At 60.4% G+C, this 22,874-nt stretch carries 22 protein-coding genes and 1 pseudogene; 9 read left to right on the top strand and 14 right to left on the bottom strand.

Features of this window, described 5'->3' with window-relative positions; genetic code table 11:
- The 4 genes from NKJ01_RS32980 to NKJ01_RS32965 all read left to right on the top strand — a co-directional run.
- Positions 1-427: hypothetical protein (locus tag NKJ01_RS32980; RefSeq protein WP_352734521.1), on the top strand; the 427-nt coding region annotated here is incomplete at its 5' end.
- A gap of 337 nt (positions 428-764) precedes the next feature.
- The gene (locus NKJ01_RS32975) at positions 765-1,769 is read left to right on the top strand and encodes a zinc-dependent alcohol dehydrogenase family protein (protein WP_352734519.1); all 1,005 of its coding nucleotides are present in this window, start codon (positions 765-767) and stop codon (positions 1,767-1,769) included.
- A gap of 92 nt (positions 1,770-1,861) precedes the next feature.
- Entirely contained in the window at positions 1,862-2,164 is a 303-nt protein-coding gene (locus tag NKJ01_RS32970; protein ID WP_352734517.1) for a tautomerase family protein, read from the top strand.
- A 167-nt stretch (positions 2,165-2,331) separates the two neighbouring features.
- Positions 2,332-3,183: a LysR family transcriptional regulator gene (locus NKJ01_RS32965; RefSeq protein WP_352734515.1), complete on the top strand. Its 852-nt coding sequence runs from the start codon at positions 2,332-2,334 to the stop codon at positions 3,181-3,183.
- A gap of 148 nt (positions 3,184-3,331) precedes the next feature.
- Here NKJ01_RS32965 and NKJ01_RS32960 read toward each other — a convergent pair whose 3' ends face one another.
- The 3 genes from NKJ01_RS32960 to NKJ01_RS32950 are packed head-to-tail and all read right to left on the bottom strand — an operon-like array spanning position 3,332 to position 4,833.
- On the bottom strand, positions 3,332-3,673 hold the full coding sequence (locus tag NKJ01_RS32960) for a nuclear transport factor 2 family protein (RefSeq protein WP_352734513.1): 342 nt from the start codon (positions 3,671-3,673) through the stop codon (positions 3,332-3,334).
- Positions 3,674-3,677: 4 nt separating this feature from the next.
- The gene (locus tag NKJ01_RS32955) at positions 3,678-4,079 is read right to left on the bottom strand and encodes a VOC family protein (RefSeq protein WP_352734511.1); all 402 of its coding nucleotides are present in this window, start codon (positions 4,077-4,079) and stop codon (positions 3,678-3,680) included.
- Positions 4,080-4,089: 10 nt separating this feature from the next.
- The gene (locus NKJ01_RS32950) at positions 4,090-4,833 is read right to left on the bottom strand and encodes an SDR family NAD(P)-dependent oxidoreductase (RefSeq protein ID WP_352734509.1); all 744 of its coding nucleotides are present in this window, start codon (positions 4,831-4,833) and stop codon (positions 4,090-4,092) included.
- Positions 4,834-4,965: 132 nt separating this feature from the next.
- Between NKJ01_RS32950 and NKJ01_RS32945 the strand changes: the two genes are divergently transcribed.
- Positions 4,966-5,883 carry an AraC family transcriptional regulator gene (locus NKJ01_RS32945; RefSeq protein ID WP_352734529.1) on the top strand — a complete coding sequence of 306 codons (918 nt, stop codon included), beginning with the start codon at positions 4,966-4,968 and terminating at the stop codon, positions 5,881-5,883.
- Between the two features lie 236 nt (positions 5,884-6,119).
- Here the strand turns inward: NKJ01_RS32945 and NKJ01_RS32940 are convergent, their stop codons facing one another.
- Complete coding sequence (locus tag NKJ01_RS32940) at positions 6,120-7,085, bottom strand: alcohol dehydrogenase catalytic domain-containing protein (RefSeq protein WP_352734507.1); 966 nt, start codon at positions 7,083-7,085, stop codon at positions 6,120-6,122.
- A 98-nt stretch (positions 7,086-7,183) separates the two neighbouring features.
- Between NKJ01_RS32940 and NKJ01_RS32935 the strand changes: the two genes are divergently transcribed.
- The gene (locus tag NKJ01_RS32935) at positions 7,184-8,071 is read left to right on the top strand and encodes a LysR family transcriptional regulator (protein ID WP_023758341.1); all 888 of its coding nucleotides are present in this window, start codon (positions 7,184-7,186) and stop codon (positions 8,069-8,071) included.
- 195 nt (positions 8,072-8,266) lie between these two features.
- Entirely contained in the window at positions 8,267-9,388 is a 1,122-nt protein-coding gene (locus tag NKJ01_RS32930; protein WP_352734527.1) for an aspartate aminotransferase family protein, read from the top strand.
- A 62-nt stretch (positions 9,389-9,450) separates the two neighbouring features.
- On the opposite strand, the gene NKJ01_RS32925 is transcribed toward NKJ01_RS32930, so the two are convergent.
- From NKJ01_RS32925 to NKJ01_RS32885, 9 genes and pseudogenes are all read right to left on the bottom strand, one after another.
- Complete coding sequence (locus NKJ01_RS32925) at positions 9,451-9,981, bottom strand: NADH-quinone oxidoreductase subunit B family protein (protein ID WP_352734505.1); 531 nt, start codon at positions 9,979-9,981, stop codon at positions 9,451-9,453.
- 12 nt (positions 9,982-9,993) lie between these two features.
- Positions 9,994-11,511: a hydrogenase large subunit gene (locus tag NKJ01_RS32920; RefSeq protein ID WP_352734503.1), complete on the bottom strand. Its 1,518-nt coding sequence runs from the start codon at positions 11,509-11,511 to the stop codon at positions 9,994-9,996.
- 19 nt (positions 11,512-11,530) lie between these two features.
- Positions 11,531-12,982 carry a hydrogenase 4 subunit F gene (locus tag NKJ01_RS32915; RefSeq protein WP_352734501.1) on the bottom strand — a complete coding sequence of 484 codons (1,452 nt, stop codon included), beginning with the start codon at positions 12,980-12,982 and terminating at the stop codon, positions 11,531-11,533.
- A complete protein-coding gene (locus NKJ01_RS32910) occupies positions 12,979-13,641 on the bottom strand; it encodes a hydrogenase-4 component E (protein WP_023758337.1) in 663 nt (220 codons plus the stop codon). The genes NKJ01_RS32915 and NKJ01_RS32910 overlap by 4 nt, the downstream gene beginning before the upstream one ends.
- Positions 13,641-14,597 (bottom strand): respiratory chain complex I subunit 1 family protein, encoded by a 957-nt coding sequence (locus tag NKJ01_RS32905; RefSeq protein WP_352487162.1) that lies wholly within the window; start codon positions 14,595-14,597, stop codon positions 13,641-13,643. Before NKJ01_RS32905 ends, NKJ01_RS32910 begins: the two co-directional genes overlap by 1 nt.
- Entirely contained in the window at positions 14,588-16,609 is a 2,022-nt protein-coding gene (hyfB, locus tag NKJ01_RS32900) for a hydrogenase 4 subunit B (RefSeq protein WP_502905939.1), read from the bottom strand. The genes NKJ01_RS32905 and hyfB overlap by 10 nt, the downstream gene beginning before the upstream one ends.
- The gene (locus NKJ01_RS32895; RefSeq protein WP_352734523.1) at positions 16,606-16,920 is read right to left on the bottom strand and encodes a helix-turn-helix domain-containing protein; all 315 of its coding nucleotides are present in this window, start codon (positions 16,918-16,920) and stop codon (positions 16,606-16,608) included. The genes hyfB and NKJ01_RS32895 overlap by 4 nt, the downstream gene beginning before the upstream one ends.
- A 252-nt stretch (positions 16,921-17,172) precedes the next feature.
- Positions 17,173-17,922, bottom strand: a pseudogene (locus NKJ01_RS32890) (YoaK family protein); the annotation flags it as partial.
- A gap of 567 nt (positions 17,923-18,489) precedes the next feature.
- On the bottom strand, positions 18,490-19,890 hold the full coding sequence (locus NKJ01_RS32885) for a Do family serine endopeptidase (protein WP_352602427.1): 1,401 nt from the start codon (positions 19,888-19,890) through the stop codon (positions 18,490-18,492).
- A gap of 549 nt (positions 19,891-20,439) precedes the next feature.
- Between NKJ01_RS32885 and NKJ01_RS32880 the strand changes: the two genes are divergently transcribed.
- Together NKJ01_RS32880 and NKJ01_RS32875 are read left to right on the top strand one after the other, a co-directional pair.
- Entirely contained in the window at positions 20,440-20,910 is a 471-nt protein-coding gene (locus tag NKJ01_RS32880) for an Hsp20 family protein (protein WP_352734498.1), read from the top strand.
- Between the two features lie 645 nt (positions 20,911-21,555).
- Complete coding sequence (locus NKJ01_RS32875; protein ID WP_023763184.1) at positions 21,556-21,870, top strand: DUF982 domain-containing protein; 315 nt, start codon at positions 21,556-21,558, stop codon at positions 21,868-21,870.
- Positions 21,871-22,010: 140 nt separating this feature from the next.
- On the opposite strand, the gene NKJ01_RS32870 is transcribed toward NKJ01_RS32875, so the two are convergent.
- Positions 22,011-22,262, bottom strand: a complete 252-nt coding sequence (locus NKJ01_RS32870; protein WP_023763185.1) for a hypothetical protein — start codon at positions 22,260-22,262, stop codon at positions 22,011-22,013.
- Positions 22,263-22,874: the final 612 nt, after the last annotated feature.

Genomic DNA, 22,874 nt, shown 5'->3' with positions numbered 1-22,874 from the left:
AGCTTGCGTCCATGGCCGGTCTCCTTCCCGGCCAACAGAATCCCACTTGGTTACCAGAGCGTTAACGATTCATGATTCCGCCCTGGAGATCACGGCATCCTGTGTGGTTCTGTTTGAAGATGTCGCCGGCAAATCGGTCGAGACGCTTAGGCCTGAACGCATGATTGTCGTCACATGCTGCGAAACCGATCATACGAAAGCGACAGCCCGGTGCTGTATCGCGTTCGGCATCCCCCAGTCCATCAAGCGCGCCGGCGGCGCAAGAACGACAATGTATTCGCTGGCCGTAGCGTTCAGCGGCCGCAGGTCCCTTGGCAAGGGCATGGCCGGTATGGTTCCGAGAAGGCCGCCTTCCTCAGCTGGCGTTCGCACGCTCGACAAATCCGTAACCGCCGAGACCGGCGTCACGCGCAAGACGATCGACTAACGAAAGGTCGAGGGCGGCGACAGCGGCTGGGACATCGTCAATGCCGAAAGCGAAGAGCTCGAGATCGCCTGCCAGGAAGGCCTGATCCTGCCGCTCGACATCGACAAGCTCGGCGGACAATTATGTCCCGGGCGCCGTCCACAAATGCGGCATCGGTGCTGCGACAGCTGCAGCAACAAGTCAAGTCACGGAGTGCCCTCAGCTTCGGTCAGGCAGTGGTGCGCAAGGGCTGCGCTCGGGCCAAACATTTATGTTTGGACGCCGTGCAGTATCGTTAATTTCCAAGCGGCTTTAAACGGGGCAACGTAACTCCGCCAACAAACGACGGAGCACGTCAATGTCCCAATCCACTCATACCGTGAATGCGCTGATCTTGGATCAATTCAAGCAGCCCTTCAGGCTGTCGGAAGTCACGCGGCCCGTTCCCGGCGATGGCGAGGTTCTCGTCAGGGTCAGAGCGAGCGGCGTCAATCCTCTCGACACCAAGATCCGCGCCGGCGCGGCGGCACATGCGAAACATCCGCTTCCGGGGATCCTCGGCATCGACCTTGCCGGCGTCGTCGAGCAGGTTGGTCCGGGTGTCACCGCGTTCAAACGCGGAGACGAGGTCTTTGGCATGACCGGAGGCGTGGGCGGCAACCAAGGTTCGCTGGCCCAGTTCGCAGCAGTCGATGCGCGGCTGCTTGCACCGAAGCCCGCGAACCTGTCCATGCGCGAGGCGGCAGCGCTGCCGCTGGTCTTCATCACCGCATGGGAGGGCCTCGTCGATCGTGCCAAGGTTTCAGCAGGTCAGAAGGTCCTGGTCCAGGGCGGCGCGGGCGGCGTCGGGCATGTCGCGATCCAGATCGCGAAGGCATTCGGCGCCGAAGTGTACGCCACTGACGCAGCCGCTAAGAAGCCGTTGATCGAGCGCCTCGGAGCGGTCGCGATCGATTATCGCGAGAAGACGGTGGAGCAATATGTCGCCGAATACACGGACGGTCTCGGCTTCGATGTCGTCTACGACACCGGCGGCGGGGCAGTGCTGGATGCGTCATTCGCCTCCGTGAAGCGGTTTGGCCATGTCGTCAGTTCTCTCGGTTGGGCTAATCACGCGCTGGCGCCACTGTCGTTCAAGGCGGCGACCTATTCGGGGGTGTTCACGCTTCTTCCGCTGCTGACAGGCATTGGCCGTGAACACCACGGCGAGATCATGCGGGAGGCCACGCGGCTGGCGGAGGCTGGCAAGCTTGTCCCGATCGTCGATCCGCGTCTCTTCACACTCGAAACAGCGCGCGATGCCTACGCTGTCATCGAAGATGGCAATGCCCAAGGCAAGCTGGTCGTCGACATAGACGTTTGATGCGCAACGTCGAAGCGGCTGTTCCGGGACCGTGACAGCCCCCCAGTCGACGTTTCCGTTCACGGATCCCAAGAACCTAAAAGGAAAACATCATGCCCTATATTCGCGTTACGTTGGTCGACAACGTCTTCTCCGCCGAGGAGAAGCATGAAATGGCCAAAGCCCTCACAGACGTCATGGTTCGCTTCGAAGGTTCCGAGGCGTTTCGCGAAGTGGTGTGGGTCTTGATCGAGGAACTCCACACCGATGGCTGGCACATTGGCGGACGTCCGTTCGAAGGTCCGAAGTCTCTGATGGGCATGCTCGAACGAAGCAAGACGGTTTACGAGTCGATTGACGGAACTCCCGCGACGCGGGAGGAATTTGCTCGGTTGGCCCCACCCATAACTCCGTGACGGGGAGCGTGGGCTCTCAAGAATCCCACAATTCGAGCCGGCGCCTGCATTCCCGGCTCGAAAATATCGCGCCTCCCATGCGCCCCACCTCGGTTTGCTGCATATGAAATCGCATGAAGTTGAGCGATATTCGTGAAAGTCCATGCGAACACGTTTGAGTATCAAGGATGGAATGGAGCGATTTAAAGATATTTTTGGCTATTTCCCGCGAGGGCACCTTGGGCGCGGCAGCGCGCCGACTTGGGCAGACGCAGCCGACAATGGGTCGGCGGTTGCGCGCGCTGGAAGAGGCTGTCGGGCATACGCTTTTCCAACGCAACTCCGACGGTTTTGTTCTGACCGACGAAGGTCAAGCGGTGCTCGGTCATGCCGAAAGGATCGAGGAAGAGGCGCTGGCCTTCGAGCGGCAGCTTGCCGGTGCCGAGGCACATCTTGAGGGCAACTTGCGCGTATCGTCGTCGGATTGGTTCGGTCACATCATGCTGGCTCCCGTTCTAGCCGAGTTTGGCCGCCGCCATCCGAAGCTGTGCGTGGAATTGCTCACCGACGCGCGCCTCTACAGCCTCCCCCGGCGAGAGGCCGATCTGGTTTTTCGGATTGCCCCATTCAGCGACGCGGAAGTGATCTCGCGTCGACTGATGCACATTCCCTATGCGCTCTACGCACCTCCAGGCATGGCCTGCCCGATGCTGGGGGACGGTGCGGGCGCGCGTCTGATCACCATGGATATGGCATACGCAGAAATGCCCGACGCAGTGTGGCTTAAACAGAAGCTGCCCAATGCTGAAGTCTGCCTGCGCAGCAACAATCGCGAGGTCCAGGCACAGCTTTGTGCGCAGGGTGCCGGGCTTGCGGTTTTGCCGAGGCCATTGGGCGACCGCACGCCTGGGATCGCAACGATGGACATCGGCGAAACGCCACCCGGCCGGGATACCTATGTGGGCTACCACCGGGACTTACGGCGGCTCGCACGGTTACGAGCCTTGCTCGACCTAGTGATAGAGCGGCTCGCAAATTGATCTCTTGTCGATTCCATTCGGTGGTGCACGTCGTTGTCGCGTCGAGGAGACGTTCGCATTTACGTCCACGCCAGCAAGGCGTGGACCACACGCTCCAAGGACCCTCACCGGCACATCGCGGCGGCCTGGGCGCGTAGGGTTAGCCGAGTTATTCGAGATCGGCGTCAATGCGAACGATCTGCCCGGCGGCATTGACTGAGATGTCCAGAAGGCCGGTCTCGTGACCAAAGTCTCCGGTGAAATCGACCCGCACGCGCGCTTGGCCATCGCCGATGCTCTCGATCGAGAGGAAGCGGGTGACCGTGTGATAGCCTACGAAATACCGCTCGATGTAATCGCGGACGCCGGCATGACCGTCGAAGCGGTGGCCGGTTGACGGGTCGTCGATCACCGCATCTGGCGTGAACAAGGTCACTGCCGTGTCGGCGTCGAAGGCGTTGGTTGCCGCGATCAGCGCATCTGCCGCTTTGAGCAAAGTGTTGGTGGTCATCGCTTCAGCTCCCGTGCTGCCAGCTCTTGAAGACGAATTCGAGGCCGTAACCGTCCGGGGTCTCTCTGACCTGCGCCGCACAGCGGGGATCGTAGTGAAGCTGCGGTCCCGGTGCGTGGATCTCGGTCGCGCCGGCCGCCAAGGCTTCGGCATGGGCGGAATTCACCATCGCTTCGGAATCGTCGACGAAGCCGACATGCGCCGCGCCGGGTGTTGCAGTGCCTTGCCTCAGCCAGAAGAACATGCGGCCCTTCGAACCGAAGCCCTTGAGGTCGGGGTGCCCGGCCGGGCCGTCCTTGCCGTCGTAGTCGAGGCGAGCGGTGATGCCGAGAATCGGGAGTATCCTCTCGTAAAAGGCGATCGAGCGCGCCGTGTCATTTACTGTCAGGAAGATATGTTCGAGCATGTGAGCCTCCTCAAATCATGTAGCCGCCGCCGATTTCGATGTTCTGAGCGTTGATCCAGCGGTTCTCGTCCGACAGCAGGCCGGCGACCATGCAGCCGATATCGTCCGGTTCGCCGACGCGACCGAGCGCAGTCTGCCCGGCGAGCAGCGCCTCGAATTCTTCGCTGAGGCCTCCGCCGAGTTCGGTGCGGATCGGTCCCGGTGCGATGGAATTGGCGCGGATGCGGCGCTCGCCGAACTCCTTGGCCATGTAGCGGGTCAGCACTTCAAGGCCGCCCTTGAAGGAGGCGTATGGCGCGACGCCGGCGGTCGCAACCCGGCTGGTCGCGCTCGTCACGTTCACGATGTGACCGCCATCGGCGATCAGGGGAAGCAGGGCCTGCGTGAGGAAGAACGGCCCCTTGAGATGCACGCGGAACAGTCCCTCGAACTGTTCTTCGGTCACCGTCGCGATGGGGTTGTAGAGCCCGTGCCCGGCATTATTGACGAGGAAATCGAAGGTCTTTCTGTTCCAGGTCTTTGCTAGCGCTTCGCCGACTGCGTCGCGAAACGCAAGGAACGCCGCACTGTCGCTGACGTCCAGCTTTATGGCGACTGCCTTGCCGCCATCCGCTATGATCGCTTTGACGACCTTCGCTGCCGCATCTGGATTGCTGTTGTAAGTCAGGATGACACCCATGCTGCGCCTGGCGCACTGGATGGCGACGCTGGCGCCGAGACCGCGGCTCCCGCCGGTGATGATGACGATGCTCATTTGGTGCTCCTTGGATTCGCTGACCAGGTGATAGGCACGGGGGATCGCGGCCGCTCGCACGATCCTCTTCGGATCTTGCCTATTTCTGCTTTCCCGTTGATCCGCGTGCATCGCTGTGAAACAACGTTGCCCATGAGAACGCAGCTTCAGGAACTCAGGCAACTGGCTTCTCGGGCGGAGAACCGCCGCACGGAGACGGGCATTCCGCGCGTCGCCATGGTTCAGGGCGAGATACCGGAACATCAGCTTGCCGCCGTCTACGATCCCATGGTCAATCTGATCCTGAGAGGGTCGAAGACGATGACGGTCGGCGACCGGACGTTCCGCTACGATCCCGCGACCTATTTCGTGATGTCGGTCGATCTGCCAGCGGTTGGCTCCGTGCACCCATCTGAAAACGGAGAACCCTATCTGGCGATCAGTCTGACGCTGGAGCCGGCCATCCTTGCCAATCTGCTGGCCGACCTGCCCAAACCTGCTGGAGGTGAACTCTACAGCCCCGGTTTCTCCGTCGCGCCGGTCACACCGGACCTGCTCGACGCCTGGCTTCGCATGCTGCGCTTGATGGAGCGTCCGAACGAGATCGCAGCCCTGGCGCCTGCCTACGAGCGCGAAATTCTTTTCCGCGTGCTGCAGGGGCCGCTCGGCTGGTTGCTCCGTGATATCGCCACGCCTGACACTGCTCTGTCGCGGATCGGGATCGCCATCCAGTGGATCAGGGAGAACTTCGCCAAGCCGCTGCGCGTCGAGGCTTTAGCGGAGATGGCGGCTCTCAGTGTTTCCGCGTTCCACCGCCATTTCAAGGCCGTGACGGCGCTCAGCCCGCTGCAGTACCAAAAGCACGTGCGCTTGCTACATGCCCGATCCCTGCTCATTGCCGGAGAAGGCAACGCCACGTCTATCGCGTTCGGTGTGGGCTACGAAAGCCCAAACCAGTTCAGCCGCGAATATGCTCGTCAGTTCGGATTGCCGCCGTCGAGAGATGTGGCGCGATTGCGCCAGAAGAGCCCACGTAACGCCGAACATTTGCTGGCGATCAGCAATGGATGATTGTCGCGGGGCGAACTGGCGGACGACGAAGGACGACACCGTCGACAGGGCTTCAATTCAATCCTGCTCCGACGTGGAGATGACATCCTTATCGAGTCACATCTTTTTCCGACATTGAGAGTGGTGCGGGATAGGGGAGGGAACAGCATACTTCGGGCGCCTCGCGTAGCCGAGGATAAAGCAGGGCACCCGCGGGCTGCGTCTGCAGATGAGTTCGACATGAGTTGCTCGCGCATTCAGATCAGCACAATCTTGCCTTCGCCCGCGGACTTCGCCGCGTGTTCGATTGCGGCGCCGAACTGTTCCAGCCCGTAGCGGGCGACGATGGGCAGCTTGCCTGGATGTTCGGCAAGCAGCGCCCAACATTCTCGCGTCGCCTTCGCGAGGGTCTCCCTGCCACCGTTGCGCTGCCAGGCGCTGATCGCGAAACCCTGCCACCGCAGGGACTTGTAGAGCAGGGTGGAGGCCCTAACTTCAACCGGCCGGTCGTCCAGGACTCCGTAGGAGAACAGCGCTCCTCCGGGAGCAATCCGTTCGATGAGCGCGAGCGTATCGGGGCCGCCGACCGGATCGAGCACCAGATGATAAGGCTCCACCTTGCTCAGGGCTTCTGCAATGCTGGCGCCGAGCCCGATAGCTCTATTTTCGGCATCAAGAAGACGGTAGCCTGCGCCCTCGCGCACGAGGCGTTCGACAGCCATGCCTCGCGTGCTTGCCAAATGATCGGCGACGGCGGCAACCGCGGAGCGCGCCGCAGTGAGCAGAACACGATGGCCGGGCACCGCCGTAGCCAAGTCCAGCATGCCCCAGGCGGTTAGCGGGTTGAGCGGAAACTGACAGACCATTTCGTCAGCCAGACGCTCGGAGAGCTCAATGGGTACAGCATGCACCTGTTCGACAGGAACGGCAGCGTATTCGGCCCATGCGCCGGGACTGCGAAATGCCACGCGACACCCGATCTCGATCTCGCGGACTTCGGCGCCGACGTGTTTGACGATGCCGGCACCGTCGTACCCGGCAACCTGCGGAAAGACAGGTTTCGTGCCGTATTTGCCGGCGATGAACAGCCGGTCGGCCGGCTGGATCACACGGGCGGTAACGCGCAGCAGGACCTGCCGAGGACCGCACGCGGGTTTCGGCACCTCCCTGTAGCGAAGAACATCTTCGGCCGCGCCGGCCTGATCGAACACAATCGCCTTCACAAGGGCCTCCTTTTGGCAAATTGCGCGACAACGCTAGGCGCGGCGTGCTATACCTAAAAGGACTTTCTTGATATGAGTTCAGATCAATAGGGTATGAGATGGATCTGCGTCATTTGAGATATTTCGTCGCGGTTGCGGAGAACGAGCTTGTGACAAGGGCTGCGCAGCGCCTGCGCGTGTCGCAACCGCCACTGAGCAGGGCCATTCGGGAATTCGAAAGCGAGTTGGGCGTCGACTTGTTCCGGAGACAGAAGCAGCGCTTGACTTTGACGGCCGTCGGCGCGGTGCTGCTGGATGACGCGAAGGCGATCCTCAGTCGGGTCAACGGCTTCAAGCAGCGAGCCCAATCGCTGTCATCCGGAGAGCAGGGTCGCATACGGGTTGGATACGTCGATGGAGCCATGCAAGGAGGCCTTCTGTCGAAGCACCTGCGGGAACTGCGCGCGCGCTGCCCGTCGCTCGCCGTAGATCTCGTACCGCTCAATAGCGAACTGCAGCTAAAGGCGCTCGCGGATGGAGTGATCGATGCCGGGATCGTCTACACGCCACGCTCTGAAAACGATGATGTTGTGGTTCACAAGCTGCTGGCGGATCGCCTTCTCCTAGCACTGCCGGTGGACGACAGGCTGGCTGGGAAGCGGCAGATCCGGCCGCCCGATCTGGACGGGGCGGCATGGGTCGTTGTGCCACGGGAAGAGGACACCAACTGGCAGGTCCGGTTTGCTCAGCAATATGCCAGCGCCGGCTTTCGGCCCGAAATTCGTTACGAAGTGTCTCAGCTTTCGGCGATGCTTGGGCTGGTCGAGGCCGGCGTGGGCCGAGGCTTCGTCCCCGCGAGCGCCACGCGGGCGCAAGTACCCGGCGTCAAATTCCGATCCTTGTCATGGTGGACCCATACGGTCGATTTCTGGCTCGCTTGGCGCAAGCAGAACCCCCCTCCAGTCGTTCGACAGCTATTGCTCGCCAATCGAATTTCGGCGGAGTAAACGTTTCTCTAAGCGCGCCGACAGACAAGCTGGCTCGACCCAGTTCCGCGCTGCTTGCGCCCAGATCTCGCCACACGCGGGTATCGCCACGATTTGCCGTCCAGCGCATTCGGTGCAATTTGCATTCATGAAGATATCCGGCCCCGATCTCCACTTGTTTCGTGTCTTTGAAAGCGTGGTTCGCAATGGCGGCATATCTGCAGCACAAATGGAGCTGTCGCTCAGCCAACCAACGATCTCCTCCCCCAGATTGGTCATTGCCATCCGCATGTGGCGAGAGCGATCTACCGCCAGGCCAGCGCGCTGAACACCAATACGCGCTACATGTGCGACGTGGCGGTCGAGTACGCAGCGCGCCTGACCGCCGACCTGCCTGATCACCTCGACACCTGCATCTTCGTCAACTCGGGCAGCGAAGCCAACGACCTGGCGATGCAGATAGCCATGTCGCTCAGTCGGCATGATGGCGGCTTGATTATCGACCAAGCTTACCACGGACGCACCGAGCTCACGACGGCGCTCTCCAATGAAAGCTGGCGTCATCTTCCTGCAGAAGAGCATCCCAAACGGATTGAAACCCTGATCGCACCGGATATGTACAGGGGGCCTTACGCCAGCGACCCGCAAGCCGCTGAAAGGTACGCAGCCGAGGCCGACCGGGCGATAGCCACCTTGAGCGAAAGAGGCCACAGGCCCGCAGCATTCATGGTAGACACCGCCTTGTGCTCGAGCGGGGTTTTGCAGGCGCCTGAAAACTATTTCAATCTCGTTGCGGAGAAGGTTCGCTCCGCGGGCGGCTTCGTCATTGCGGACGAGGTACAGGCCGGCTGCGGCCGCATGGGGACATTCTGGGGGTCCAGCGCAAATGGACTAAAGGACGACAACGTCGACTTCATAACGATGGGCAAACCGGTCGGAAACGGCCACCCTCTCGGCGTTGTCATTTTTAGCTCGACACTCATGAAGCGATTCCTCACCGGCACATATCCGCTTCTATTCAGCACCTTTGGCGGCAACACCGTCGCATGCGCGGCCGGCATGGCCGTGCTTGACGTCATCGAGCGAGAAGACTTGGTAAGGCGGAGCGCCGATACAGGTGAGTATCTGCGGCGCGAGCTGCGCCGCTTGGCTGAGCGCCACGAAATCATCGGCGACATACGTGGTCGCGGGATGATGACCGGCGTCGAACTGGTGACTGATCGCCTCACCAAAGAACCGGCAATTCAGCAAACCGATCGCCTTATAGAAGACATGCTTGCCCGGAACACCTCATCGGCAAAGGGACGCCCAACACCCTCAAGCTCCGTCCACCACTGATCTGGTCGCGTAAGGAAGTGGACGTTGGCCGGCCTGGTAAGCCTCCACATCGATATTCAACCTCAGTGACCGCTCTTTGAATTCACGCCCTCAAGCAAGGCGAGCAGGCCTTTCAGAATTTCGATTGGCGGTGGCGGGCACCCCGAAATGTGCAGGTCGACGGGCAGAGCCTCCGACACGCCGCCCAATACGGCATAGCTGCCGGCGAAACAGCCGCCGTTCCTGGCGCAATCTCCGAGTGCGACTACCCATTTGGGATTGGGAGTTGCGTCGTAGGTTCGCTTCAATGCCTCTCGCATATTCTTGGTCACGGGCCCGGTGACGAGCAGTACATCGGCATGGCGAGGCGACGCGACGAAGCGGATTCCAAAACGCTCGATGTCATAGAAGGCGTTGCCGAGAGCGTTCATCTCAAGCTCGCAGCCATTGCAGGAACCGGCATCGACTGCCCGGATCGACAGGCTTCGCCCCAATCGTTTGTGAGCAGCGCCGTCGAGGGCGCGCGCGAGTTCGTCGACCGCCGTGTCGCTCGCCACCGGCGGACGCTCTGTCAGCGGCGGACGTATCAGGCTTTCAAAAAGCAGCTTGCGCATGACAGCGTACCCTCAGAGATCATGGCCTGAATAAGAGCAGTTGAAGGATTTGTTGCACAGCGGGAAGTCGGCGACGATGTTTCCTTCGATCGCCGCTTCAAGCAGAGGCCATTGAAACCATGACGGATCGCGCAGGTGACAGCGCTCGACCAAGCCGCCTTTGCCGATACGCAGCCAGGCCAGAATGTCGCCCCGAAAACCCTCGACCAGCGCCATGCCCTCGCGCGGCCCATCTGCTGCGGCGAGATCAACGCGGATCGGACCGCCGGGCAGCCGCTCCAGGATTTGCTCGATGAGCGACAGGCTCTGTTCGACCTCGCGGATGCGGATCCAGACGCGGGCATTAACGTCGCCCTCCTTAAGGACAGCTATGTCGAAAGTGAGTTCGTCGTAAGGGGGGTAGCCCGGACTGCGCCGCGCGTCGAAGTCGCGACCAGAGGCGCGACCGACATAGCCGCCGGCTGCGTATTGCCGGGCAAGCTGCACGTTAAGTCGGCCGGTTCCGACGGTCCGGTCCTGCAGCGAGGCAGTGTTGTCGTAAAGTTCAATCAGGTGAGGAAAGCGTTGCCTGATCTCCGCGATCACCGACCGAACCGCGCGCGCTCCCTCCTCGCCTAGTTCGCTTGCCACCCCTCCGGGTACGATAAGGTCGCGCACCAAACGATGGCCGAAAGCAGCATCGCTTGCCCGCAATACACGCTCGCGCAATACCCCGCAGTGGGCATGCATGATCGCGAAGGCAGCATCATTGCAGATGGCGCCGATGTCGCCCAGATGATTGGCCAGGCGCTCCAACTCGGCCATGAGCGCCCGCAACCAGACCGCACGTGATGGAACCTGGATACCCAGCGCCGCTTCGACCGCGCGGGCAAATGCAAGGGAGTATGCCACGGTGCTGTCACCCGAGATTCTGCCCGCCAGCTTACCGGCGCGATCGATATCGGACCCCGCCATCAGACCTTCTATGCCCTTATGGGTATATCCGAGGCGCTCCTCGAGCCGGACGACCGTTTCGCCGCTCGCCGTGAACCGGAAATGCCCCGGCTCTATGATGCCGGCATGCACGGGCCCGACCGGGATCTGATGCAGGCTTTCCCCCTCGGTAGGCAGGAAGGGGTAGGGGGACGCTGTCGGGGCAGATGTCCGGACACGGGTGGCCAATGGATAGCTGACACCCCAGTGGCCATGGTCAAGCCACGGTCGTGTATCGGGCGCGCCTTGCGGCAAGAGCCCAAACAGGTCAGCGGCCGCGCGTTCGAGGCGCAACGCGGGCGCATGTAGCCGGCCGACCGACGGGTAGCGGCCATCCCGGCATTCGAGGCTGACAACGCCGATGTCCTTGGCATTTTCATCGAGAAGCGCCATGTGGACGGTGATTGGCTCACCCCACAGACCAAGCAAGCTCCAGTGACCCTCGACCAGTTGCTCGATGGCAAAGCTCCATGTTCTCGGGGTCACCACAGCACGCGGCCACGGGGCATGCTTCTCGACGCGTTGGCCAGCGAGAATGAAGTCGATCAGTGCGGGCATGCTTTTTCTTCCGTCCATTTCACCCCAGGATACTTGCGACATGCTGGAACCATGTGACCAGTGGAGGCGGCAGATAGATGCCGGCGGCAAACACCAACGCCAAATGGGAATACATCGGAACGTAGGACGCTTTGGCGGGCGCGGTGCTGCCGTGCGGTTCGCCGAAAGCGACGCCGGTCAGTCGAAGCAGCAAGGCTCCGAAAGCGAGCAGAATCCCGAATACCAACGGCATCGCCAAAAGGGGGTGTCTTGCAAATGTCGAACTCACGACCAGGAATTCGCTCATGAAGATGCCGAGCGGGGGGAGGCCGGCAATGGCGACGACGCCGATGACGAGCGCCCAGCCAAGCCCTGGATGCGTCTCCGTCAGTCCCCGGATCTCCGCTATGTTTTGCGTCCCCTTGACCTGTGCAATATGTCCGACCGTGAAAAAGATCGCCGACTTGGTCAGGCTGTGCATGACCATGTGCAGCAGGCCGGCAAAGTTGGCGAGCGGGCCACCCATGCCGAAAGCGAACACGATGATGCCCATGTGCTCGATCGAGGAGTACGCGAACAGGCGTTTGATGTCGCGGCGGCGGTAGAGCATGAAGGCTGCGAAAACAAGCGATGTCAGCCCCATCGTGATCATCAGTGGCCCAGGCGCGATTGCTTCGGGGCTTGCCGCGAGCAGCAGCTTGAAGCGCAGCACGGCATAGAGCGCGACGTTCAGCAGCAAGCCCGACAGCACCGCGGAAATCGGCGTCGGGCCTTCCGCGTGCGCATCGGGCAGCCAGGCATGCAAGGGTGCAAGCCCAACTTTCGTACCGTATCCGAGCAGCAAGAAGACAAAAGCGACGTTGAGCAATGCCGGATCGAAGCGCGAGGCGTGCTCGATAAGCACTGTCCAGACCATGGCATTGGTGCCCTCGCCGACAACCGGCTGGGCGGCCATGTAGACGAGGATGGTGCCGAAGAGGGCAAGTGCTATGCCGACGCTTCCCAGAATGAAATATTTCCAGGCGGCCTCCAGTGCTTCATGCGTGCGATAGATGCCGACCATGAGCACGGTGGTCAGCGTGGCAAGCTCCACCGCAACCCACATCAAACCGATATTGTTCGACACGAAGGCGAGGTTCATGCCGAACATCATGATCTGGTACATTGCGTGGTAGAACCGCAAATTCGGCGCGGTCAGTCGTCCGGTATGCAGTTCGTGCGCAATATAGGAGGCGCTGAAGACGCTGGTCGTGAAAGCTACGAACGTGTTGAGCACGATGAATACGATGTTGAGATCGTCGACGAGCAGATACTGGCCGGGCTCTGGTCGTTCCATCACGAACAGTGACAGCGCGGCGAGCAAGGTCAGGAAGCTCGCAGCGACATTCAGGCCGGCCGTCAACCGATAATTCGGCAGCGCCGCGAAAAGCGCGGCCGCGACGACTGGTATCACCAAAATGGCGGCCACGGCATCGAAGGAAAACGCGGTCATCGGCGTTCGCCCCTATAGTCGTCGAGCGCGCCGACATCCACCGAGTCAAACCTTTCGCGGATGCGAAACAAGAAGACGCCGATGACGATGAAGGCGATTAGGATCGAGAAGGCGACACTTATCTCGACGACCAGCGGCATGCCCTTGGCTCCCGTGGCGGCCAGCACCAGGCCGTTCTCGAGCGACATGAAGCCGACAACCTGGCTGACGGCATTACGGCGGGTGACCATCACCAGAAGCCCCAACAATATGATCGACAGCGCGAAGGCCAGATCCTCACGGGCGAGGGGGTCAGCCTCGGGAGTGACCCGCAGCATCAGTACCATGGAGAGCGTCACCAGGCCTATTCCGGCAAGCATGGTCGGACCGATGCCGACGGCGGTCTCGATGTCGCGATGGATGCCGAGCCGCTGAATGATGCGATGAAGCCCAACGGGAATTACGATCGCCTTGAAAACGAGAGCGATCGCCGCAGTGACATAGAGATGATGGGCGTCCTGAATGTATGCCTGCCAGGCCACGGACATGGCGAGGACGATCGCATGAAGCGCAAAAACGTTGATCAGAGCAAAGAGGCGATCCTGGTACAGCATCATGAAGCTGACCAGCACCAGGCCGCCGGCGAGCAGGTGGGCGATGTCGAAGGTGAGGCTGTGCATCACAGGCTCCGCGAGACGAACAGCAGAAGCGTGCCGAGCAGGGCCAGCATCAAAGCGGCACCGAGGAAATCCGGGACGCGGAAGACCCGCATCTTGGCGATGGCAGTCTCAAACAGGGCGAGGAGAGTGCCGCTGACGGCAAGTTTGCCGATATAAAAAACGACGCCCAGAACATAAGATCCCGGTCCGGCTCGGGCGGTCACCAGCCCCCAAGGCAGGAAGACGCAGGAAATCAACGACATATAAAGCAGGAGTTTGAGGAAGGCCGCGAACTCGATCATCGCCAGATGTCGACCCGAATATTCCAGCACCATCGCTTCATGAACCATGGTGAGTTCCAGGTGGGTCGATGGGTTGTCCACCGGTATGCGGGCGTTTTCGGCAATCGCCACCATCACGAGAGCGATAAGCGACATCCCGAGCGATACGCGCAGGCCAACCTGTGGCGAGCCCATGAAGGCAGCGACTGTGGACAACTGCGTGGCGCCGGCGACGAGCGCCAGGCTGAACACGATCAGCAGCATAGCGGGCTCGGCCAGGGAAGCGATCATCACCTCGCGGCTTGCGCCGATGCCGCCAAAGCTCGTACCGACATCCAACCCCGCCAGCGCCAGGAAGAACCGTGCGCTTCCAAGCAGTGCGACGATGGCTATGAGATCGGCGGTCCAACTGAATGTGAGGCCGGTGGCGAATGTCGGGATGAGTGCGGCGGCGACCCAGGTAGCGGCAAAGATTAGATAGGGTGTCACGCGAAACAGCCAGGATGCATTATCCGCCAGAACGACTTCCTTGCGCATCAGCCGCAGGAGATCGCGGTAGGGTTGGATCAGGGAGGGACCCTGGCGGCGCAACAGTCGTGCCTTTACCTTGCGCACGAAGCCGGTCAGGAGCGGTGCCAGCAAAAGCACGAGCGTCATCTGCGCACCTTGGACGCCCAACTCAAGGATCAGGGCCATAGTGCGAGCACCAGAAGCAAGGCCACGAGAAAAAGAAAGACGAGGGTCAGGTAACGCCTGATCGTCAGGAACTGCAGATGGTTGAGGTGCTCGGTCGCAAAGTCGATGCCCCTGGCGATGGGCTGGTAGACCACCTCCCAGATCACATCATGCATTTCGACATTCAAACGAGATGGGCCGATCTCACCAGGGGCCGGCATTTCGACCGTTTCCCTTGCCCGGAATACGAATGTACCGAAGACGCGGCGGATCGGCTGCGCGAAGCTGACGGCCGTGTACTGCGAGCTTGGAGTCACATCCGGAAAACCACAACCCCAGGCCGGACCCCGGCGGAGTGCATGCGACGCGAAGCGATGGATCACATATGCCGCGGCGGAGGCGGAAAAGGCGATGAACAGGAACACCAGCAGGCCGTTGTAGGAACTGCGGCTTGCTGCAATCGGCACGATCGACAGCCAGGCCTGCGCCATCTGCACAGGCATGCGGCTGCCAACCAGCGGGCGCGTCACCGACGAGAGGCCGTCTATGACTAGACCTGGAAGGATCCCTGCAAACAGGCAAAGTGCCGCGAGGGCGAACATTGCCGCCAGCGAGTACCGATCGACCTCGTACGCGCGTTCAACTGCGGCCGAGCGTGGCCTGCCGAGGAACGTGATCCCGAACGCCTTCACGAAGCAGGCCGCGGCCAGTGCCGCCGAGAGTGCCAGCAGACCACCAACGGCAGGCACCATGACTTTCAGCCCCCATTGTGGCAGATCGGGACTCTGCAATATGGCTTGAAAGGCCAGCCACTCGGAAACGAACCCGTTGAAAGGTGGAAGTGCCGAGATCGCGACGCAGCCGACAAGAAAGGCAAAACTTGTTAGAGGCATGCGATGTATGAGCCCGCCAAGCTTCTCCATGTCTCGCTCGCCGGTTGCCGTCAGCACGGCGCCCGCACCGAAGAACAGCAAGCTCTTGAAAAAGGAATGGTTGAGGACGTGGAACAGCGCGGCGGTGAGGGCCAATGCTGCTGCCGATGGCATCGCGTTCGCCTTAAATGCCAGCGCCAGTCCAAGGCTTACGAAGATCACGCCGACGTTTTCGATGGTGCTATAGGCAAGAAGCCGCTTCAGGTCCTTTTCCATCAAGGCGTAAAGGATGCCGAGAACCGCCGTCAGGCCTCCGAGAAAAAGCACTGCAACGCCCGACCACCATGCCGGCTCACCGAGCAGATCGAAGGTAACGCGTATGAAGCCATAGATGGCGACCTTCGTCATGACGCCGCTCATCAGAGCCGAGACGTGGCTTGGCGCGGCCGGGTGAGCGAGCGGGAGCCAGACGTGTAAAGGGACTAGTCCCGCCTTGGAGCCCGCGCCCAGCAACATGAGGGCCAGGACGAAAGTTGCGACGAAAGGGGTGGGAGCGGCAGCACGCATCGCTTCGAACGTGTAGTTCCCGCCAGGGCCCGACAGGAGGCCGAATGCAAGCAGCAGCGCGAGTGTGCCGAAGCTCGCCATCACGAGATAGATGTAACCCGCCCGCGCATTGTCCCGTTCGCGATGGTGCGCCATGACGAGCGCCCAGGAGGCGAGTGACATGAATTCCCAGGAAAGCAGGAAGGTGAAGGCATCGTCGGCCAACACGACAAGATTCATTCCTGCGAGGAAGGCCGGGAAGAACGGCAACACCCGATGTGGCGCGGATTCATGCCTGCCGTATCCGAGGCCGTAAAGACTGGCCATGGCGCCGCCGAAGTTGACGACGACGAGGAAAAACATGGAGAGCGCATCCAAGCGGAAACGAGCGCCAATCCATGGCAACCCAAGAGGCAACGCGGCAGTCGATGGAGTGACGGGATCATCGAAGATGCGGCTGGCGAGAACCAGGAGCACAGCCGCCGATATACCGAGCGTCAAGCTGTAGATCAGGCGTGTTCCCGAGCCCGACCTGCGGCTTTCCGCAATCGCAAGCACCGCAGTCCCCAGGAGCGCAGCAACGCTCCATAGGAGGACCGCGGCCCCTGAAATCACGCCACGCTCCTCACGGGAATATTGGCATCCGCATCGACCCCGCCCAGAACCTTGGCAGGGTCAAAATCTGCCTTCAGCCGCACGCCGCGCCCGCCCGTTTGGCTAGAGGCGCCTTCGGCAATCAATTCGACGCCGGCGAGATCGAGTGCCCCGATCAACTTCATGAGGGAATCGACATTGCCCCGGATAATCGACTCGCTGGCTTCCATGCGTTGAATTGTCGGCACGGAGAGGCCGGACAATTCGGCAAGCCTGCGCTGATCGATGCCAAGGAGTGCCCTCGCAGCACGCAACTGTGGAGCGGTTATCACGGTCGCATCTCCTCTTACCCAGCGTTGAGATATTATCTCTACGAGTTGCAGCATATATTAAAATGTAGAGCATTCAAATAATGATGCGTGACGCATCTGCCTTGGCCGCTACGGCCTTTGTGCGAAGCGCCGCATGACGAAGCCCCATTAGGTGCTCACAGAACAAAGTTCGTGAAGTCGGTGCGGCAGTGCAGCCAAATCCGGCACGCGGCAAAATCCGGCATGTAGCAAAGGTCTGTCGAACTACGGCCAGCGCCGCCTCATGCGAACGGACACATCCTCCAGGACGGGCATGGAGGCAAGCACGAGGAGCATGGCCGCGAGAAATAGCGTCACTGCAAAACCGACGTGTTTGAAACCCACGGCGCCGATGATGCCGCCGATAAAGAACAATGAAACAAGCGACGCTAGCAGCCTCAGCTTCCTTCGATCTGCTTTCACGAACAGTTCGTCCGAGTCATTGCCTGGGATGTTCCAATAGAGCAGCTTGCCCAGTTCAATGCCCATATCAGTCACCAGGCCAGTGACATGCGTCGTCCGAATTCTAGCTTCCGACAGCTTGGTGATGATGGCGTTCTGCAAGCCCATGATGAAGCAAAGCAGCATCACCGTCATTGGCACAAATAGGGCTTCATGGCGGGCAAGATGGCTGCCGAGCAGGCCGAAGCATATCAGCAGGATCGCTTCCAGGACCAGCGGAAATGCATACTCGCCCTGCAGACTCTGCCGCCTTCCCCAATTGACCAGGACTGCCGAACAGGCGGCACCAGCGACGAATGACGACAAGGCCCCCAACCCGGAAAGCGCGAGTTCGACGTTGCCGAGCGCCAGATGATCAGCCATCGAGGAAACGATGCCCGACATGTGGGACGTGTACTGCTGAACCGCCAGAAAGCCGCCGGCATTGGCCGCCCCTGCGACAAAGGTCAAGAAACGGGCGAGATGCCGATCGGTTCTTTCGCTTCGTTCCTTTCCGGTCAATCGGCGTAGATACATGATCATGAGCGAATCTTGCCTTTCCAAGCGGAGAAGCAGGACCGCAAGCTGACGTGCTGGGAGAGGCTCATTGGGTGTTTCTGGAAGGAAAGGAGGACGAAGGACGGTGAATGCGTGGCGACAAGCGCTTTGTATGATCTAGTTTGGCCTGCCCAACAGCATGTCTGGGTGCCGGAACCTGACGCTGCGGGCGGCACGAAGCTGGGAAGCAGTGATCATCAAAGTGCTGGTGTCTGCATGAGAAATGATATTCAGCACGGTATCATTGGAGTACGAAACATCAATACAATTCGAAAAATAGTGATCGGCCGCACTCGGCAATCCGCCGTCACCTCGGCAGCGTCTCGACGCAAGTCATGGCGCAGGGCCTTTGCTCGGTTTTGATCGTCCGCTTGAAGGCGATCGGGGAACAAGGGCAGCGGCAGCCTTGATGCGTATCCCAATCTTTTGAGCAGATCGCGTACTGGCGAAGGCGCGACCTATGGCGCCGTCGAACCCGATGCTCCGTCAGGCACCTGGCACTCGCTCGGACTTGGCACAGCAGTCTACGCAGCAGTTCTGACGCATTGTATATCAGGAGGCCGCCAGGGCTACGAAAAGTGATTGTCCCTGCCTGTCGATGCGCAGCAAAATTGGCTTGTTCCGCTGACGGGATTTCGACCACTCTTGCTGGATATCCGAAGGCTGCGCCACATTCCTGTTGTTGGCCGAGACGATCACGTCGCCAGGCCTCAGGCCGCCTTCCTCGGCAAGGCTGTTGGGTGCCACTCGCTGGATGTACACGCCGGTCGTGCCCGGCTGTAGACCCAGTTGCTGACGCGCCTCGTCCGGGATCGGGCTGAGCGAAAGTCCAAGATGTTGGTCTGCGGCCGCGGGGGGAGGAACAGCGCCCGTCTGCACCTCTTCGTCCTTGCGTTGACCAACTGTCAGGGCCAGTTCCTGCGGGCTGCCATCGCGGATTCTAGTCAGCGTCGCCTTTGACCCTGGCTTCTGATTTGCTGCTGCAAGAGTCAGATCGTGAACACTTTGAATGTCCTTGCCGTTGAAACGGGTGATGACGTCACCCGACTGTAAACCTGCTTTGTCGGCCGGACTGCCGGGCTCGACGGAAGCAACCAGCACGCCCATTGGCCCTGGCATTCCAAGAGCCTCGGCAATTGACGGCGAGACTTCCTGGAGCCGCACTCCAATGAAGCCGCGTTCGATGCGGCCGGTGCGGATCAACTGGTCGACGACACTCTGGGCAGTTCGCGAAGGCACGGCGAATCCGATGCCGATGCTGCCCCCGGACGGCGAGACGATGGCGGCATTGACCCCGATCACTTCGCCGCGCACGTTAAACAACGGTCCGCCGGAATTGCCCCTGTTGATGGAGGCGTCTGTTTGCAGGAAATCATCAAAAGGCCCGGATTGGATGTCGCGTGAACGGGCAGAAAGCACACCAACTGTGACGGTTCCGCCGAGCCCGAATGGACTGCCGATCGCGATTGTCCAGGCGCCCGGCTGCATTGCGTCCGAGTCGCCCCAAGCGACTGTTGTCATGTTGGGCCGCGGCTCAATCTTCAGCACGGCGATATCCGTGGCCGGGTCCCGGCCTACAAGGCGAGCGGGCTTAGATTCCTTGTCGGAAAACAGGACGTGAACTTCGGTAGCGTCGGCGACAACATGATTGTTGGTGACAATATAGCCCTCGGGGCTGATCACGAACCCGGAGCCAAGGGCTTCTCGTACCTGCGGTTGGGCAGGTCCCAAGCCGCGACTATCGAACGGGTCGAGAAAATCGTTGAGTGTTGTCTGGTCCTGGATAATCTGTCTCGTCGTGATCGCGACAACTGCCGGCAGCTTTTGCCGCACGATTTCGGTGAAATCGTTCGGGATCTCCTGAGCTACGGTCGGAGCAAAGTCGCCGACCGAGAGGATCAGCGTTCCCGCCACGAGCCCAGCCCATAATTGCTTCTTCGAAATGTAGGACATGATTGGTTCTCCTGCCCGGGCCGCCCCGGCGCCGCTGCGTGACTATGCCCCTACGAACGCAAGAACTGCGATCCACGCTGATTGTTTCACCGGACCGAAAAAATGGCGCTCAAAGGGCTGAAATCCTGCGCCTGAAACCTACCTCGGCCATTGAAAATCGATCGAAAACGCCAAAAATCTCACCGGTTCGCGAAAGCTGCCGATCCACGACAACAAAGGAGACTGTTCAAAGAGGCGGATCATCGCGCTCTTCTAGGACGTCAGCAGAGTCCGACCTGAATGGAGCGCATCGGGCGGTAATCGACTCGCGAAATACGGTCAGCCGGCATCGGCGGACCGTTCCGCCGGCGGATCCTTCTCACTCAGCGGCAAGTCACGGCGCGGGAAGCTACCCGCCACGTGAAAATTTTCCTATCCTCTTGAAGGCGCAGGAACGGATTTTTAGATTCATGTTGGCCGGCCGCCAAAAGGGGCCGGCATGAGCCGAGGAGGCGCCAAGCCTTTTTGGCACCTTCTTGTAAACCATGTTGCTCAAAGGAGGATATGGCTATGAGGACAAACCTTGATTTTGCCCCCCTGTTCCGGTCCAGCATCGGCTTCGACCGCGTCTTCGACATGCTGGAAAATGCGAGCCGCGTCACTGCGACAGACAATTGGCCGCCCTACGACATCGCCAAGACAGGTGAGGACGACTATCGCATCACCATGGCGGTCGCCGGCTTCTCGCAGGATCAGCTGACAATCACTCATCAGCCTAACCTGTTGGTTGTGAGTGGGTCGCAACCTGGCGAGGACAATGGCCAGTACCTCTATCGCGGCATTGCCGGGCCCGCTTTCGAGCGTCGGTTCGAACTGGCCGACCATGTGAAGGTCGTCGGCGCCAGCCTGGACAATGGGTTGCTGAACATCGATCTCAAGCGCGAGCTTCCCGAAGAGATGAAACCGCGCCGGATCGCCATCGCCGGCAGCACGGCAAAGGCAGCGCCGCGACAGATCGAAGCCGAAAAGAACGCGGCCTGAAGTCAGCGTGAATCAGAAGCGACAGGCACCCACTGACGCATAGAGCAGGCCGGAGGCGGCACGTCGCCGTCTCCGGCGCATCCTTCGCTCCATCGGAGAGACGAATGATGCAGGTGCAAGCAAGTGAAGTCGCTCGAGTCCAAGCACGCGAACGAGTCGTGGAAAATTGCCGGCGCGGATCTTTCTGGAACCGGCTTCAACTGGCCTTGCTGCAGACCAGCGACGCCGCTGCTTTGCAGGGCGTCGCATCATGGGCCAGCGTTGGCGGAACCTTGAGGCGATTTATGCATCGCCGATCGACGTGGTGATGAGTGAGTGTGTCTCAATCGCTGACAACCGTTCGCTGCCGCACATGATCAGCCCTTACGAGTAGACGTTTATCAACAAATTGCGCCACAGCCTCACCGTGGAGAACGCGTGAGACTTGATCATTATCCCGCCCTTGCTTGTCATGCTGGCCCTGCGCTCGCAAGGCGCCTTATGATTCTGGCTGTTCGTCTCGCCATTTCCTCTTGAACTGAAAAGAGGCGATTCCGATCTTTTCCACAGCTGCCTCGTGGTCTGCCGAGTTCGTCGGCTTACCCCTCATCTTGGCGACAGGACGAGGCAGAAATCGGTTGGCGCACAATTCGAAGGGAGGTCATTATGGAAAGTGAGATGTTCAAACATGCGATTTTCGTACGGGACGATACCTTTGCTCTCCGAAAGATCGTTTGTCTCATGGATGCGATAGAGTTTCTGGAGGAATGGCCGGTCGAAAGGCGAGGCCTCCTTCACGCGGCGGCATGTGACACTTGCTACGCTGCGTATGATGGTCGGAAGTCTGTCGAGTCGGCGCACAAGACGTTTACGGCTTGGGCACGCAGGGTCGGTGTGATCGACAATGTGCCTGTGGCGCCGCACTGGATGACAGGGCCGAAGATTGGCGGCGTAAATCAGCCTATGGATATTGACGGCTAGCCCGTCATCCAGCGGCTAAAGACGGGGGCAATTCGAATCGCCGCCCGATGCCTCGTCATGCGACGGCAAGGCTCGCAGAGTTAGGGGCTCACGCGAAATCGGGATTGGTCTTCGAAAAAGCTGTGGCCGGCTTCTCAGAATTAATGGCTGCCGCCGGGATTCCCTTGGGCCGGATCCGCCAGGTCTTCGTCAGGTTGGATCAGATCGATTAGATTTGCCATCCGTGTTCCTGGCAGCGGTCGTCCCTCGCTCATCAGCGCCTCATCGGCAAAAGCCCAGGCCCATGCCTCTCTCAACTCCTCGAGCGAAGCACCGGACGCAATGATTTCAGCAATCGTTGCGTCGTCTACGCGTCCGAGGATCGAGAGAACGTCTTGGCGTGTCATGCTCATCCTTTCCTCCGTCCGAAATGCTAGCGAAGCAGATGGTGTTCGAAGGACTATTTGCAAGAGGCGTCCCCCCGGCTTTACGCTTGCGACGGCGAGTCCGTAGCAGAGATGGCATAGTGGGCATGCAGCCAACAGTCGGACCTAAATCGGACAGCGAAGCGCCGGCTGCCGCCCTCCAAGTCCGCCGCGCCCTCCAAGTCCGTCGCGAGAGACTGGCGATACGAAAGTTCACCCGGTAGCAGCGGCGATCATCCCCTTTGGCTGGGGTAATCCTTTTGGCGCAATTGCGTTAAACGCTGAGGTACCGTCAAATCGCGGATATCCCGTGGGGAGTGACAAGTGCGGCGGGTCATCAGCCCCTCCAAGGTCGCCCGCTGCACCCGGTCATTGCCCCCAGGTTAGATGGTGGTCATTCACTGTTCATTCATCATATTAGGCCACGATCATATGCAGACATGCTAGGTAGCTCGTACATGCCTCAAGGGCCCCGGTGCTGGGTGATGCGCCGGGGCCTTTAAGTTTCATCTCCGTGTCGTCAGATGCCGCCGCCGCTGTCGTATTGGTCTTCGGCAATGTCGCGCTCGTTCAGCCAGTGTTCCAGGGCGTCTACCATCT

The organism is Mesorhizobium sp. M0276 (assembly GCF_040321755.1).
Taxonomy (GTDB): Bacteria; Pseudomonadota; Alphaproteobacteria; order Rhizobiales; family Rhizobiaceae; genus Mesorhizobium.
Note: the sequence above shows the minus strand (reverse complement) of the source record. Positions and strands in the feature narration are given on the sequence as shown.